16 protein-coding genes and 1 tRNA gene are annotated in these 14,778 nt (G+C 73.6%); 12 read left to right on the top strand and 5 right to left on the bottom strand.

The features are described 5' to 3' along the window. The first annotated feature begins 45 nt into the window (after positions 1-45). Both AB0761_RS24395 and AB0761_RS24390 read left to right on the top strand, forming a co-directional pair. Entirely contained in the window at positions 46-1,524 is a 1,479-nt protein-coding gene (locus AB0761_RS24395) for a GH1 family beta-glucosidase (RefSeq protein WP_377271275.1), read from the top strand. A gap of 167 nt (positions 1,525-1,691) precedes the next feature. Beyond that, the gene (locus AB0761_RS24390) at positions 1,692-2,015 is read left to right on the top strand and encodes a hypothetical protein (protein WP_377271273.1); all 324 of its coding nucleotides are present in this window, start codon (positions 1,692-1,694) and stop codon (positions 2,013-2,015) included. Positions 2,016-2,042: 27 nt separating this feature from the next. Here the strand turns inward: AB0761_RS24390 and AB0761_RS24385 are convergent, their stop codons facing one another. Together AB0761_RS24385 and AB0761_RS24380 are read right to left on the bottom strand one after the other, a co-directional pair. Further along, positions 2,043-2,912 (bottom strand): spermidine synthase, encoded by an 870-nt coding sequence (locus AB0761_RS24385; RefSeq protein WP_377271272.1) that lies wholly within the window; start codon positions 2,910-2,912, stop codon positions 2,043-2,045. 22 nt (positions 2,913-2,934) lie between these two features. Next, positions 2,935-3,372: a hypothetical protein gene (locus AB0761_RS24380; RefSeq protein ID WP_377271271.1), complete on the bottom strand. Its 438-nt coding sequence runs from the start codon at positions 3,370-3,372 to the stop codon at positions 2,935-2,937. Positions 3,373-3,610: 238 nt separating this feature from the next. On the opposite strand from AB0761_RS24380, the gene AB0761_RS24375 reads away from it, so the two are divergent. Continuing rightward, entirely contained in the window at positions 3,611-4,963 is a 1,353-nt protein-coding gene (locus AB0761_RS24375; protein WP_377271270.1) for a tetratricopeptide repeat protein, read from the top strand. A 9-nt stretch (positions 4,964-4,972) separates the two neighbouring features. Here the strand turns inward: AB0761_RS24375 and AB0761_RS24370 are convergent, their stop codons facing one another. Together AB0761_RS24370 and AB0761_RS24365 are read right to left on the bottom strand one after the other, a co-directional pair. Beyond that, positions 4,973-5,611 (bottom strand): histidine phosphatase family protein, encoded by a 639-nt coding sequence (locus AB0761_RS24370; RefSeq protein ID WP_377271269.1) that lies wholly within the window; start codon positions 5,609-5,611, stop codon positions 4,973-4,975. A 15-nt stretch (positions 5,612-5,626) separates the two neighbouring features. Further along, complete coding sequence (locus tag AB0761_RS24365; protein WP_377271268.1) at positions 5,627-6,370, bottom strand: TetR/AcrR family transcriptional regulator; 744 nt, start codon at positions 6,368-6,370, stop codon at positions 5,627-5,629. Positions 6,371-6,506: 136 nt separating this feature from the next. On the opposite strand from AB0761_RS24365, the gene AB0761_RS24360 reads away from it, so the two are divergent. The 4 genes from AB0761_RS24360 to AB0761_RS24345 all read left to right on the top strand — a co-directional run bounded on the left by AB0761_RS24360 (position 6,507) and on the right by AB0761_RS24345 (position 11,778). Next, entirely contained in the window at positions 6,507-7,349 is an 843-nt protein-coding gene (locus tag AB0761_RS24360; protein ID WP_377271267.1) for a phosphatase PAP2 family protein, read from the top strand. Between the two features lie 226 nt (positions 7,350-7,575). Beyond that, positions 7,576-8,811, top strand: a complete 1,236-nt coding sequence (locus tag AB0761_RS24355; RefSeq protein ID WP_377271266.1) for a hypothetical protein — start codon at positions 7,576-7,578, stop codon at positions 8,809-8,811. Beyond that, the gene (locus AB0761_RS24350) at positions 8,808-10,415 is read left to right on the top strand and encodes a hypothetical protein (RefSeq protein ID WP_377271265.1); all 1,608 of its coding nucleotides are present in this window, start codon (positions 8,808-8,810) and stop codon (positions 10,413-10,415) included. Before AB0761_RS24355 ends, AB0761_RS24350 begins: the two co-directional genes overlap by 4 nt. Continuing rightward, a complete protein-coding gene (locus AB0761_RS24345) occupies positions 10,330-11,778 on the top strand; it encodes an AAA family ATPase (RefSeq protein ID WP_377271264.1) in 1,449 nt (482 codons plus the stop codon). Before AB0761_RS24350 ends, AB0761_RS24345 begins: the two co-directional genes overlap by 86 nt. A gap of 64 nt (positions 11,779-11,842) precedes the next feature. Here the strand turns inward: AB0761_RS24345 and AB0761_RS24340 are convergent, their stop codons facing one another. After that, positions 11,843-12,319 carry a hypothetical protein gene (locus AB0761_RS24340; protein ID WP_377271263.1) on the bottom strand — a complete coding sequence of 159 codons (477 nt, stop codon included), beginning with the start codon at positions 12,317-12,319 and terminating at the stop codon, positions 11,843-11,845. Positions 12,320-12,459: 140 nt separating this feature from the next. On the opposite strand from AB0761_RS24340, the gene AB0761_RS24335 reads away from it, so the two are divergent. The 5 genes from AB0761_RS24335 to AB0761_RS24315 all read left to right on the top strand — a co-directional run bounded on the left by AB0761_RS24335 (position 12,460) and on the right by AB0761_RS24315 (position 14,603). Further along, positions 12,460-12,732 (top strand): type II toxin-antitoxin system Phd/YefM family antitoxin, encoded by a 273-nt coding sequence (locus AB0761_RS24335; protein WP_377271262.1) that lies wholly within the window; start codon positions 12,460-12,462, stop codon positions 12,730-12,732. Beyond that, positions 12,729-12,992: a Txe/YoeB family addiction module toxin gene (locus AB0761_RS24330; RefSeq protein ID WP_377271261.1), complete on the top strand. Its 264-nt coding sequence runs from the start codon at positions 12,729-12,731 to the stop codon at positions 12,990-12,992. The genes AB0761_RS24335 and AB0761_RS24330 overlap by 4 nt, the downstream gene beginning before the upstream one ends. 421 nt (positions 12,993-13,413) lie before the next feature. Next, positions 13,414-13,785 (top strand): hypothetical protein, encoded by a 372-nt coding sequence (locus AB0761_RS24325; protein WP_377271260.1) that lies wholly within the window; start codon positions 13,414-13,416, stop codon positions 13,783-13,785. Positions 13,786-13,819: 34 nt separating this feature from the next. Further along, a complete protein-coding gene (locus AB0761_RS24320; RefSeq protein ID WP_377271259.1) occupies positions 13,820-14,488 on the top strand; it encodes a bifunctional DNA primase/polymerase in 669 nt (222 codons plus the stop codon). 39 nt (positions 14,489-14,527) lie between these two features. Beyond that, a tRNA-Lys gene (locus AB0761_RS24315) sits at positions 14,528-14,603 on the top strand. Positions 14,604-14,778 lie beyond the last annotated feature (175 nt).

Genomic DNA, 14,778 nt, shown 5'->3' with positions numbered 1-14,778 from the left:
CACATCCACCTCCTGCCCGCCCTCGCCCTCTGGGAGCGCTCCCGCATGACCGCTGTACGATCCGAGATCACGCCCGCCGCGATGCCTCAGCAGGCAACCGCCCTCCGCTTCCCGCCCGGCTTCACCTGGGGTGCGGCCACCGCCGCCTACCAGATCGAGGGGGCCGCCGCCGAGGACGGTCGCACCCCCTCCATCTGGGACACTTTCAGCCACACGCCGGGCAAGGTCCGCAACGGCGACAACGGCGACATCGCCGCCGACCACTACCACCGCTTCCGCGACGACGTGGCGCTGATGGCCGATCTCGGCCTCAACGCCTACCGCTTCTCCGTCTCCTGGCCGCGCGTCCAGCCGACCGGCCGGGGCCCCGCCGTGGAGCGCGGTCTGGACTTCTACCGGGCGCTCGCCGACGAGCTGCTGGAGAAGGGCATCACCCCGGTCGCCACCCTCTACCACTGGGACCTGCCCCAGGACCTGGAGGACGCCGGCGGCTGGCCCAACCGCGACACCGCCGAGCGGTTCGCCGACTACGCCGCCATCGTGGCCGAGGCGCTGGGCGACCGCATCAAGATCTGGACCACCTTCAACGAGCCGTGGTGCTCGGCCTTCCTGGGCTACGGTTCCGGCGTCCACGCGCCCGGCCGCACCGAGCCCGACGCCGCCCTCAAGGCCGCCCACCACCTCAACCTCGCCCATGGCCGGGCGATCGGGGTTCTGCGCTCTTCACTCCCCGCTACCGCGCAGACCTCGATCACCCTGAACCTGCACCAGGTCCGCGCGCTGACCGACTCGCCCGGCGACCTGGACGCGGCCCGGCGCATCGACGCCGTCGGCAACCGCGTCTTCACCGGCCCGCTGCTCAAGGGTGCCTACCCCGCGGACCTGATGGAGGACACCGCCCACCTGGTCAACTGGGACAGCCTGGTCCGACCCGGGGACCTGGCGGAGATCTCCCGCCCGATCGACCTGCTGGGCATCAACTACTACACCCCGACGCTGGTCTCCGCCCCCGACGGCTCGGTCGCCGCCGGAGAGGCGTCCCGCAACGACGCCCACGGCAAGAGCGACCACTCCCCGTGGCCCGGCTCCGAGCAGGTCGTCTTCCACCTGCCCCCGGGCGAGACCACCGCAATGGGCTGGGCGATCGACGACAGCGGCCTCTACGACCTGCTGCGCGACGTCAGCCGGGAGAACCCGAACCTGCCGCTGATGGTCACCGAGAACGGTGCGGCCTTCGACGACTACGTCGACCCCGAGGGCAACGTCAACGACCCCGAGCGCATCGCCTATGTGCACGCCCACCTCTCGGCCGTGCACCGCGCGATCGCCGACGGCTCCGACATCCGCGGCTACTTCCTCTGGTCGCTGATGGACAACTTCGAGTGGGCGTACGGCTACGGCAGGCGCTTCGGCGCCGTGTACGTGGACTACGCCACCCAGCGCCGGATCCCCAAGGCCAGCGCCCGCTGGTACGCGGACGTCATCCGGCGCCACGGACTCCCCCCGGTCGACGGCCTGGCGTAGGCCGGAGGGAAGGCCGACGGGGAGCCATGGAGGGCTGACACCCCGTCGTACGGGCGGGCGCGGCGGCTGTGAGGGGATCGCTGCGCCCGCCCTGCCATGTCCTGGTACAGCACAACTGCCCGGCGCCGGGCGTGACTTCACCCGGCCGGCGGTCGTTCTCCCCTCACGTGCGAGTCTTTCTCCGGGCGCCCGGCGCCCGCCGCCTGCTCACCGCGGCCGCCGTCCTGCTGCTGCTCACCGCCGCCGCCCTGACCACCGGTCATCCGGCGGCGGGGCAGCAACCACCGCACAGCGACGACGCACTGCCCACCGCCCCGCAGGCCCCGCACCGCTCCGGTGCCGCCGTCCTCGCCCCCATCGTGGCGGGCCTGCTGCTCACCGGCTATGCCGCCTACCGCCGCCGCGGCCTTCCTGGCGGGCACCACACGGCTGCTCCGGGCGGCCCTGCCGCCGCACCGTCCGGCCGGCCGCGCACGCGCGGGGACGGCTGAGCGGCGCTCGGTGCGGGGAGGGGCCGGTCAGCGCAGCTGGAAGGTGCCGGGGGGCGGGGCCGGCGAGGGTGCGGCCGTGGCATCGGTGGCCGGGGCCGCGCCCCCGGTGAAGTCGGCCAGTGCGCGGCCGTGTTCGACCCTGCCGGGGAAGGGGTCGGCGGCGGCCCGGCGGGTGAGGTCCTCCAGCGGCAGCGGGCGGTGGCCCGCCACCAGCACCAGATTGCCGAAGCGGCGTCCGCGCAGCACCGCGGGGTCGCCGATCAGGCAGACCTCGGGGAAGACCTGCAGCAGGGTGGCGACCTGGGAGCGGGTGAAGGCCAGCGATGCGCCGTCGGCGACATTGGCGGCATAGAGGCCGCCCGGGGCCAGCGCCCGGCCGGCCAGCGCCGCGAACTCGGCGGTGGCGCAGTGGGCGGGTACCTGCGCACCGCTGAACACATCGGCGATGACCAGGTCGGCGGCGCCCTCGGGGGTGCGCTCCAGCACAGCGCGGGCGTCGGCGCCGCGGACCTTGACCTGCCAGCCGCGCTGCAGCGGCAGTTCGGCGCGGACCAGCTCGGTGAGGGCGGTGTCGATCTCGGCGACCTGCTGCCGGGAGCGCGGCCGGGTGGCGGCGACATAGCGGGCCAGGGTGAGGGCTCCGCCGCCGAGTTGGAGCGCGGTCACCGGCCGGCCGGGCGGGGCGGCGAGATCGGCGATGTGCCCGAGCCTGCGCTGGTACTCGAAGGCCAGGTGCGCGGGGTCGTCCAGGTCGACATGCGACTGGGGGGCACCGTCCAGCAGCAGGGTCCAGCCGGACGGGCGGTCCCGGTCGGGCACCAGCTCGGCCAGGGCGGAGTCGGTACGGCGGCGCACGGTCTCTCGGGTGCGGTCCTCCGCCGCTCTGCTGCGTCCCATGCGGTCCAGTATGAGGAATCGGTCAGTAGGGGCCGAAGCCGCCCGCCATCAGGGTGCCGGAGGCCTCGCAGAGAACGGACCGCAGAACCCAGGGATCGGTGGCGCGCAGACTGCCGTCCGCCGCCAGGGGTGCCAGCAGCCAGCAGCCCTCCGGGGCCGCGGTCGCGCCCGGGGTGCAGCTGCTGCCGGGGAGATGCCAGCGCTCCGCGGTGCCGGTCGGCACCAGGAAGAGCAGCCGGGTGCCGCCGGGGTCGCCGAGCACGGCTCCGCAGGCGCCGCGCAGCCTGAGGATGTCCACGGTCTCCAGGCCGTGGCGCAGCGGGACGGTGACGGTGTCGTAGGGCAGCGTCTCGGAGGTCCGGCCGGTCCGCCGGACGGCGGCGCGCAGGCCGTCCACCACTGCGGGGGGCAGCAGGGCCCCGCCTGCCTGTGGCACTGACTGCGGCACTCCGGCGCCCATGCGCACCTCCAGCTGTCGACCGGCCGAGCTCCTTTCCAGCTCAACGTCTCGCGGGCCGGTGCGGCCACGGGGCGAGGGCGGGCAGGGTATGGCATTTCATGGCAGATGTGCCGCGCCATGTCCGCTTTGTGGTGAAACTCTGCGTGTTCGAATTCTTACTCCCGGTACTGTCATGGCGTTCTTCCGGGCCGCAGCGCGCGGCCACGGCGGACTCCAGCAGCCCCCGGGGAGCAGAACCATGGCACCCACCCGTCCCCACGACCCGGCGGACCGGCCCCCGGCCAACCGCGTCATGCGCGACCTGCGCGGCGATCTCTCCCCCGGAGAGTTCGCCGCGCAGGTCCGCCGGGCCGGCCGGGAGATCGGCGAGCTGGTCTCCTGCGACGCCCGCTACATCGGGCGGGTGGAGGCCGGCGAGATCCGCTGTCCCAACTACGCCTATGAGCGGGTGTTCCGGCACATGTTCCCGGACCGCTCGCTCACCGACCTCGGCTTCGCGCCGCGCGGCTCGGTACGCCGCAAGGTGAACGCACCGCAGGCCCGGGGCGTAGCAACGGGTGGACCCCAGCACCGCAGCAGCGACGAGGAGAACGACGACGTGCATCGCCGCACGTTCATGGCAGGCGGCCCCGCCGCCCTGGTGACGGCGCTCGGCCTGGACCGACCGGCGTACGCCGAGCCGAGCACGCCCCGGCGGGTGGGTGCCGAGGAGGTCGGCGGGGTCGAGCAGGCCGTCCGGCGGATCCGGCTGCTGGACGACCGGCAGGGCGCCGACGCGCTCTTCGAGACGGCCGGCCGCTCACTGCGCAGCGCCTATCTGCTGCTCAACACCGGCAGCTACAGCGAGAGCACCGAACGTCGACTGCAGTCCGGAGCCGGCGAGCTGGCCATCTCGGTGGGCTGGCTGGCGCACGACTCCGGCCGTCTCGCCGACGCCCGGTCCTTCTATGCGGAGGCGCTGGCCACCGCGCGGATGGCCGACGACCCGGCACTGGAGGCGCACGCCTTCTGCAACAGCGCCTTTCTGGCCCGCGACGCCGGCCGCCCCCGGGAGGCGGTCCGGGCCGCGCAGGCCGCGCAGCAGGCGGCGGCCCAGGTGGGCTCGGACCGCCTGCTGTCGCTGCTCGCCATGCGGGAGGCCGGCGGCTGGGCGGTGCTGCGCGAGCGCCGCTCCTGCGAGCGGGCGCTGCTGCGGGCCCAGCAGCTCTTCGACCGGGGCGGCTGCGACGCCGACCCGGAGTGGATGTCCTTCTACGGGCGGGCGGAGATCACCGGCCTGGAGGCGCAGTGCTGGTCGGCACTGGGCGACTGGGACCGGGCCGCCGAGCAGGCCCTGCTGGCAATGGACCTGCAGGAGCCGCACTTCGTCCGCAACCGCGCGCTGTACACCGCGGAGCTGGCCCATGACCAGCTGGGTCGCGGCGACCTGGCGGCCGCCGCGACCAGCGGGACGCAGGCACTGGGCCTGCTGCAGGAGGTCCGCTCGGCCCGGATCAGGTCCATGCTGGCCGGCACCGCGGGCCGGCTGCGCCGGCACCGCGACGTACCCGAGGTGGCCGCGTTCGTGGAGCGCTACGACATCGCCGGCTGAGCCCGGCCGTCAGGCCAGGTGGGAGGTGTCGTTCCAGACCTCGACAGCCGGGGCCGCGTACTCCCAGCCGAGCACGCAGAGCGACGCCGGGCCCAGCTTGAAGCGCTGGCCCCACTGCGGCGGCAGGCCCAGCCAGCGGGCGGTGAGGATGCGCAGCAGATGGCCGTGGGCGAAGACCACCACGGTGCGGTCGGCGCAGTCCATGGTGACGGTGTCGTGCTCGGGGCGGCCGTGCTCGTCGCAGACCCGGTCGAGGAAGTCGTCGGCGCGGGCGGCCACCTGGTCGATGGTCTCGCCGGCGGGGACACCGTCGCGCCAGATCACCCATCCGGGGTGGCCGTCGGCCCGGATGGCGTCACCGGTGCGGCCCTCGTAGGCGCCGTAGTCCCACTCCATCAGCGCCGGGTCCGCCACCGCCCGGTCGCCCAGGCCGGCCAGCTCACAGGTCTCACGGGCGCGGGCGAGCGGGCTGGTGAAGACCAGCGCGTCCGGCAGGCCGTCCCAGGGGGACCGTTTGAGGCGCTCGCCGAGGGCGCGTGCCATATGGCGGCCCTCCTCGGTCAGCGGGATGTCGGTGCGGCCGGTGTGACGGCCGGTGGCGGACCATTCCGTCTCACCGTGGCGTACGAGAACAATGCGGGCTGGCATGGGGGCCGGGCCTCCTCAGTCGGACTGTGCGGGCGGGGCCCCGTCGTCGCGGCCCGCTGCCTCCCATGATCCCGCAGTCCGCAGGCCGGCGAGGATCAGGTCCAGTCCGAAGGCGTACTGCGCCGTGCTCTCCTGCGCCGCGGCGAGCTCCGGAGCCAGGTCGACGATCAGCGGGAAGTCCTCCGCCGACAGCGACTCCAGCCGGGCCTGGAAGCGCCGCCGCTGCTCCGCGTCGCCGCAGGGGGTGCGGCCGGCCCGCAGTGCCGCACCCACGGTGTACTGGATCAGCGTGGTCTGGGCACGGGCTGCCTGCTGCCGGCCGATGCCGGCTCCGCGCATCAGGCTCAGCATGTGCTCCATCGTCGTCACCGCTCCGACCGCCGGGCCCTGCTCGGGGGGCCGTTCGGCGCGGTGCTGCTCGGCGAGCAGCTGGAGCACCGAGGGGCGCCCGGTGAACAGCTGGTACAGGCCGAGGCATGCCTCGCGCAGCTGCCGGTGCCAGGGCGCGGCGGTGAGCGGGGGCGGCGCGTAGCTGCCGAACACGCGGTCGCGTGCCGCGCAGAACAGCTCCTCCTTGGAGCGGAAGTAGGTGTAGAGCGCCATCGTGCCCACGCCGAGCTCCTCGGCGAGGGCACGCATGGAGAAGGCGTCGAGACCGCGCTCGTCGAGCAGGCGCAGTGCGGTGTCCAGGATCAGGTCGGCGCTGAGGGTGTTGCGCGGGGTGCGCGGACGGCGGCCCGCGTCGGTGTGCTCGGACATGGTGATGGCTGCTGTCACTGAGGGTGCCGATCGCGTTCCCCGTACCCGGACATCGACTCCGGGCCGCTGGCGGCCATTCCTAACGTACAGCGTACGGTAGGGCGTACGCTGCACTCGTCGTCCGGAGTTCACCCATATGTCATCGCAAGCCGCGCGCCGCCCGCCCGCAGGCCCACCTCGCCACTGGTGGCGGGAGTTGCTGCTGCTGGCGCTGATCTACGCCGCGTACGACGGGAGCCGGCTGCTGGTCGCAGGTGACCTGCCGGAGGCGCTGCGCAACGGGCACGCCCTGCTCAGGGCCGAGACCTGGCTGCACCTGGCACCCGAACACTGGCTCAACACCGCCTTCACCCGCCACGGCTGGCTCGCGATACCGGCCGACTTCAGCTACGCCACGCTGCACTACCTGGTCACCCCGCTGGTACTGGCCTGGATGTGGCGGCGGCACCGCGGGCACTACCGGCGGGTCCGGACCTGGCTCGGCATATCCACCGTGCTCGGCCTGGTGGGCTTCACCACCCTGCCGACCGCGCCGCCCCGGCTGCTGGAGGCCTCCTACGACTTCACCGACTCCATGCAGCAGCACGCAGCGGTGGGCTGGTGGGGCGGGGACGCCAGCGCTCCCAAGGGCCTGGGAGACCTGACCAACCAGTTCGCGGCGATGCCCAGCCTGCATGTGGGCTGGGCGCTCTGGTGCGGCCTGATGCTCTGGTTCTTCGCCCGCCGGCGGGTGGTCCGGGTCATCGGTCTGCTCTATCCGGTGATGATCGCGACCGTGGTGATGGGCACCGCCAACCACTATCTGGCGGACGCCCTCGCCGGCTGCGCCGTGATGGGGCTCGGCGGGCTGCTGGCGCCCCCCGCGCTGCGCCTCGTGGACCGGGCGCACCGCCGCTCCACCGTGGTGGCGGCGCATGTCCCGGCCCATGTCCCGGCCCAGCCGACCGGCTCCCACGACGGCGCCGTCCGCACCGGCTGACCTGCCCCGCACCACCGGGTGCGCCCGACTGCACAGATCTGTGCTCGGGCAGGTCTGTGTCCGGACAGGCCGCACCGCCCGGCCCTGCCTCCGCCAGGCCCCGCCAACCGGTGCTGGGGCCCGTACCCATCGGGCACTCGGGCGACCGGGCCGAGCCCTGTCCGCACCGGGTTGCAGCCCGGGGATGTCCGCGTTGTCGGTCCCGGGTGCAAGACTGGCGCGCACCATGAACGTCTCGCACCCAGGGCACCTCCCCTACGGGCCTGCGGAGCCGCCCGCGCAGCGGCTCGCCAGGCTGCGCGGCCCCGTGCCGCAACGCAGTCTGGACGCCCGCGCCCTCGCCGCGCTCGCCGCCAACCCCGGCTGCCGCCGCCGCGCCCTGCTGGACGCCGCCGGGGTCGACAAGGCCGTTCTGGCCGACCGGCTGGGCAGTCCCGCTCCGTTCGGCCAGTCCCCGTTCGCCATCGTCCGCGGAAACGTCTTTGAATCCCGGGTCAAGGCGGACGACTACGCCGAACTGCTGCTCCTGCTCCAGCACCGGCTCGGCCTGCCCGAGCCCGGCGCCGCCGAGCTCGCGGTGCCCGACCTGCTCCCCAGGGCCGGCACGGCGGTGCGCACCGAGCGCACCCGGCAGGTCCTCGCCGAGGCGGCCGCGCACCCCGGCCGCTGGACGCTGCTGGACCACCCCATGCTCTGCATCGAGGTCGCCGGCTCCCCCGCCTTCCTGGAGCCGGATGCCGTGGTCGTCCGCCCGGACGGCCGCTGGACGGTGGTGGAGATCAAGTCCTTCCCCGTCCTCGACGGCTCCGCCGACCCGGCCAAGGTCGGCGCGGCGGCCCGCCAGGCAGCGGTGTACGTCCTGGCCCTCCAGCAGACGGCCGCCGAACTGGCCGGCGTCAAGCCGGATCCGGATCCCTACGCAGTCCCCGAGGGCCTGGCCGCCGCGCCCGACCCGGCTGTGCTGCTGGTCTGCCCCAAGGACTTCTCCAACCGGCCCACCGCCGCCGTGGTGGACGTCCGCCGGGAGATCGCGGTCACCCGCCGCCAGTTGCAGCGGATGACCGGCATCGAGCAGCTGCTGGAGGCGCTGCCCGAGGACGCCGGCTTCGACCTCTCCACCGGAGAGGACGGCTCCCCCGTGCTGAGCGCCGGGCAGCTGGGCGAGTCGGTGGCCGCCACGCCCGCCGCCTACTCCCCCGACTGCCTGTCCACCTGTGAGCTGGGCTTCCACTGCCGCCAGGAGGCCCGCTGCGCCGGTGCGGTGGAGCAGCTGGGCCGCGGGGTCCGCGGTGAGCTGGGCTCGCTGCGTACCGTCGGCGACGCCCTGGCAGCCGCCGCGGGCGCGGGTACGGACACGGGTGACGAGGCCGCCGCCCGGCTGGCCCGTGCCGCCGCGCTGCGCGCCGAGGCGCTGGCCCAGCGCCCGGCGGGGCCGGGGAGCGGAAGGGCCCCGGGCGCATGAGCCTGCTGTCCACCCTCGCCCGGCTGGAGGCGGTGCGGTCCGGCCGGGCCGAGCCGCTGGCGACGGTCCGCCACCGCCATCTCTCCGACCGCCCCATGGTCGTCGTCCCGCTGACCGCCGCCGGCGAGGCCGGTGCGCCGCTTGCAGCCATGGTGGGCACCGACCGTGCCGCGCCGCGGCTGCATGTGGTCCCACAGCCGCTCGACCGCGACCAGCGGTTCGCCTTCCTGGCCGCGCTGGCCGCCGACCTGCTGCCCTATCTGGAGGGCTACGGCGAGCACGTCGAGCAGGTCGAGGGCACCGAGCGGGATCCGGAGACCGGTGAGAAGACGCCCGTGGTGCGGGAGCTGTGCGCGGAGGCCCCTCAGCTGATCGTCCCCAGCCCGGCCGGTGTCGACCAGCTGGGCCTGCTGGGCCGCTCCACCCGGTTCCGCCGCACTGCCGACGACGCGGACGCCGGTCCGCACCCGGTGCCGACCAGGGTCCCGCTGCTCGGCCGCTGGCTCACCCATCTGCGGGAGCGCTCGGAGGTACCAGGCTCCTCCCTGCTGGTCCCGATGACGGCGCTGCTCTCCCGCCACTGGGCGACCGGCCAGTCCCACCTCGAGGACCAGCATCTGGGCGCCCTGCTCGCCTGGATCTCGCCGCCCCCGGGGATGAGCGGCGCCGAGGCGGCACGGCAGGCCGAGAGCGCCCGCGACGAGCAGGGGCAGCTGCACTGCCCACCCGCCGGGCCCGCCACCGACCCGCGCTTCGACGAGAAGCTGCTCGGCCCCGCCGTCGCCCGCTATGACGCGGCCCGCGCCGCACTGCGCGCCCGGCCCGGGGGCGACGAGCGCGCCGAGCGCCATGTGCGGCGCGCCGCCGAGGAGATCAGGGAGCTGCTGGCCGGGGTGCTGCGGCCCACCTGGGACCAGGTCTGGCACGGCATCGACCTGCTGCGCACGCTGCCACCGGCCGCCCATCTGCCCGAGCGCTGGGAGAGCGACCGCTGGTCCTACACCGGCCATCGCGACCGGCTGGCCGCGGGCGAGCCCCCTCAGCCCCGCCATGACGACGCGGTGACCGCCGCCCGCAAGCTGGCCCAGCGCGAGCGCGAGCAGGCCAAGGTGGAGCTTCAGGAGGCGCTGGACGATCCGCTGGCGATGGCCGAGCGCCGGCTCTCCGGGGAGGCCTTCGCCGGCACAGTGGTGGACGTCGAGCCCGCGTACGACACCTCCGGCCGCTCCCCCAAGCCCCGGCCGCTGGTCACGGTGCACACCGCCGACCACCCGCACGCCGACCTCGGCCGGGAGGTCCACCGGGCCGGGGGCGACACCGCGCAGAGAGCCGAGATCGTGGCGGTGGACCCGGATGCCGGGACGCTCACCCTTCGGCTGACCTCGGGCATGGGCCGCAAGAAGGAGCCCGAGCCGGGCACCGTGCCGCAGCCCGGGGAGCAGGTCGTCTTCACCCTCTTCGAGCTCACGGTGCGGCAGGCCGCGCCGCTGCCGGCCCCCGAGGACACCCCCTGGACCCATGGCGGCCCGCCCTCCGCCGCGGCCCTGGTTCCACCCGCCGCCGGCACCCCCGACCCCATCACCGAACCCGAGGACTGGGAGTAGCTCCGTAGTGAACCCCGCCGACCCCACGGCCTCACCCGCGGCCGCCGCCCAGCGGGTCACCGCCGAGATCCTGGACGCGGTGCTGCACGGCACCGAGCGCGGTGTCGTGGTCGACTCACCGCCCGGCGCCGGCAAGTCCACCCTGGTGGTCCGGGCCGCCCGGGAGCTGGTGGCCGCCGGTGAGCGGTTGATGGTCGTCGCCCAGACCAACAGCCAGGTCGACGACCTGGTGGACCGGCTCGCCGAAACCGCCCCCGAGCTCTCCATCGGCCGGCTGCACAGCAGCGACGGCCGTCCCGCTCCCGAGGCACTGCGCCACCCCGGGGTGACCGCCTCCTCCAAGGTCGGCGATCTGGTGGAGCAGCAGGTGGTGGTGTCCACTGCCGCCAAGTGGCAGTGGGTGAAGGATGTCGACCCCTGGCGGCACGCCATCGTCGACGAGGCGTACCAGATGCGCTCGGATGCGCTGCTGGCCGTGGCCCGGCTCTTCGAGCGTGCCCTGTTCGTCGGCGACCCGGGTCAGTTGGATCCGTTCACGGTGGTCGGCACCGACCAGTGGGCGGGCCTGAGCTGGGATCCCTCCCGCAGCGCGGTGACCGCGCTGCTGGACCACAATCCCGGTATCCGGCCGCACAATCTGCCGGTCTCCTGGCGGCTGCCGTACTCGGCGGCGGGGCTGGTCTCCCGGGCGTTCTATCCCTTCACCCCGTTCCGCTCGGGCACCGACGAGGGGGACCGTCGGCTCACCATCGGGGCACGCGGCGACGGCGGCCCGGTGGACGCGGTGATCGACGAGGCCGCGGAGTCCGGCTGGGGGCTGCTGGAGCTGCCCGCCCGGCACACCGTGCGCACCGACCCGGAGGCGGTGCAGGCGGTGGCGCAGACCGTGCGCCGGGTGCTGGACCGCGGCCTGGCCGCCGTCTCCGAGCGGGGTACCGCGCCGGTGACCGCCGACCGGATCGCGGTGGGCACCGCCCACCGGGACCAGGCCGCCGCCGTGCGGGCGGCTCTCACCGCGCTGGGGGTGCAGGTCGAGGCGGAGCGCGGGCCGGCCGTCACCGTGGACACCGCCAACCGCCTTCAGGGCCGCGAGTACGACCTCACCGTGGTGCTGCATCCGCTCTCGGGGCGGCCGGACGCCACCGCCTTCCACCTGGAGACGGGCCGGCTGTGCGTCCTGGCCTCCCGGCATCGGCATGCCTGCATCGTGGTCGCCAGGGCCGGTATCGCCGAACTGCTGGACGAGCATCCGTCGACCGAGCCGGTGCAGCTCGGGGTGAGCGTGAAGTTCCCCGACGGCTGGGAGGCCAACCACGCGGTACTGGCCCGCCTGGCCGAGCACCGGGTGCCGTACCGCCCGTGAGGGTCATCCGATGCCCGCAGCCGCCGGGATCGCAGCCGAGCAGACCCGTCTGAATCGGCCGTTCCTACTCCACCATGCGTTCCGCGTCGTCCGGGATCCAGGGGAACGGGACGTCGGGCCACCTGGTTGCAGCCCACGCATCAAGGTCGACGGCGAGAACGGCATCGACGAAGACTCGCGGCGGCCGATAGCGGTGCGCAGTGATGTAGTGGGTGATCAGAAAGGGCGCGGCGTAGGCGACCCCGGGTGCCCCCGGAATGCGCACCTCTCCGTTCCCTTCCGGAGCCTCTTCCAGGGGGCAGAGGTCGCACTCGTGCACCCCGAGGCAGATGTTCACACAGTGGATCTTCTGGATTGCCTTCAGCTTCTCCGTGAACTCCACGGGAACCATGCCTGTCCGGTACGGCCTGCCCGCCTCCAGCCACCCGACGTTCAGGCGCGCATAGGTCGGGCGGTACCAGAGCGCGTAGAAGCCCGACTCTCTGTCGGTGAACGAGTCTTCGTCCCCGTAGTCGTACTCGGTGAGATCTTCGTAGAACACCGGCGCATCATCCTTGCACCACACCACACAGGCAATGCGATTCCTGGACCCTTGAGGTGCGCCGCTTGAGCCGCGACTTGTCCCATGTTGTGGTACGGCTTCAGTACCATGAAGTCGTACCAGCAGATAGAGGTGCCCCAGTGACCATAAGCGCCAGCGAGGCCCGCTCCCGCCTGTTCCCTCTCATCCAGCAAGTCAACGACGACCACGTCCCCGTGCGCATCTCCTCCAAAGCCGGGGACGCCGTGCTCATGTCCGCCGAGGACTACGACTCCTGGCAGGAAACGATCTACCTGCTGCGTTCACCCGCCAATGCCCGGCGCCTGATGGAGGCCGTTGCCCGGGACAAGGAAGCAGCCCCCGCCGTTGTCAAGACGATGGAAGAGTTGGAAGACCTGGCCGGTGACGCGTGAGAAGCGTCCACTTCGACCCGGCCGCCTGGGAGGACTTCCTCTTCTGGCTCGGTGCGGACCGCAAGAAGGCCAAGCGGATCACTCGCCTGATCGGCGAGATCCAGCGGGACCCGTTCACAGGGACCGGCAAGCCCGAACCGCTGAAGGGAGAGCTGTCGGGCTACTGGTCCCGCCGCATCGACGACGAGCACCGACTCGTCTACCGGGCCGATGACAAGGAAGTGAAGATCCTCAAGGCCCGCTACCACTACAGCAGCTGAGCCGCTCGAAGAGCCGGTCCCACACCTGACTCGGCCTCCGCCGCATGAGGTGGCCTCCGACGACTGGGAGGCCAACCACGCGGTACTGGCCGCCTGGCCGAGCACCGGGTCCGCACCGGGTGGCCCGGGACCCGTCCAGAAGGCGGCTGTGCGGCGCGCATACGGCAGCCGCCGATGCGGAATACCACCCAGGGGCCCGCTGTTCCCCACGGCGTCGCCCCGACGCGCCACGGCCGGCGCCGGATGCATCCGCGGTCACCGCGGAGGTCTCCGGTTGATCGGCCGCAAGCCGTGCCCGGAGCCGTCCGACCCGCTCGACCTGTACGACCCGCTCGAACCCCGACACACGTCCGACCCCCGACCCGCTCGACCCCGACAGGCGTCCGACCGCCGTCCTTCCGACCGCCCAGTGGAGGTGCCCATGTCCGACCCGTACGACCGGCAGCGCTCTTCGGAGGGGAAGGGAGCCGCCCGGCGGTTCCGGCCCGCCCCGCTGCTCTTCGAACCACGGGCGGACGCGAGCGAGGTCGAGCACTTCTTCGACCTGGAGTCGATCGACGACCCCAGGGAGCTGCTGCGCCGTTCCACGGAACTGGCCCTGGCCTTCCGGGCCGCGGCCGAGCGGGCCACCGACTTCCAGGCCGTGGCCGCGGCCGAGCTGGCCGATCCGCGCCGCTTCGACGCGCTGAGCTGCTCGGAGATCGCCGCCCGCGCGGACTGGACACCGGACTACGCCGCCAAGATGGTCGAGTACGGACGCGGTCTGAAGAAGCAGCAGCGCGCCGTCGACTGACCGCCCCGCACGGCCTGAACACCGCCGCTGGCATATGCGGGTGGGAAGGGTACGCCGCCCTCGCCGGTCCTGTCCGGCGAACGGCCCTTCCTGCGGCACCCGGGGAGCCCGGCCGGTAGATCTGCTGTCCGTGGACATCTGGACGTATGAATCCGTCGAGTACATCACCGTGGCCGGGGAGGCCTGGCTGGCGTCCGCGAGCGACTACCCGCGCAGTCTTCAGGCGCTGTGGCGGGAGCGCCCGGGGACGGCCAGCGTGCTGCCCTGCGGGCGCACCTTCGATGTAGTCAGCCTGCCGGAGGTGTTCGGCCGCCAGGTCCTGGAGGACCTGTGGACGACGGGGCCGGGGTGCGGCCCGGTGGCCTGCCACCGCGGCCGGCTGCTGCTCTTCGCCCGGGTCGGCACCGCCGACCGGCTGCGGCCCCTGCTGCGCTGGGAGGAGTGGGGCCCCCAGGTGCCGCCGGTGCTCTGCCACGGCGTGGGCGACGCCGTCACCGTCCCCCCGGTCCAGCGCCCGGTGGGGGTCCCGGACGACACCCCGGGCGGTCTGCTGGCCGGCCGCTGGATCGTCGCACCCGACAGCCGTGAGCCATGGCTGCCCGATGCTCCGGTGCTGCTGCGGGCGTGCGTCCGTGCGGCCCGGGTGACGGCCGGCCGCCGGCGGCCACCGAGGGCCGTCCACACGGACCAAACCGATTTCTGATCGGGCGCGGTCGGCTGCTAAAGTCTCCGATGTCGGTGAGCGCCGCTAGCTCAACTGGCAGAGCAGCTGGCTCTTAACCAGCGGGTTCGGGGTTCGAGTCCCTGGCGGCGCACCAGTCTCCTTGCAGGAGGCATCTGCTGACACTCGAAGCAGCGCCCCGGTCGTGTGATGCGACCGGGGCGCTGCTTTGTCGTTGGCCCGTGTCATCGGGTCCGCCCCGGTCCCGCTCGCCGCGCCGCCCCGCGGGTCCGGGTCCTCCGCAGGGCGGGTCCGCCCCGGCCGCCGCCGGG

It is taken from the genome of Peterkaempfera podocarpi (assembly GCF_042466665.1).
Classification (GTDB): domain Bacteria; phylum Actinomycetota; class Actinomycetes; order Streptomycetales; family Streptomycetaceae; genus Peterkaempfera; species Peterkaempfera podocarpi.
Note: the sequence above shows the minus strand (reverse complement) of the source record. Positions and strands in the feature narration are given on the sequence as shown.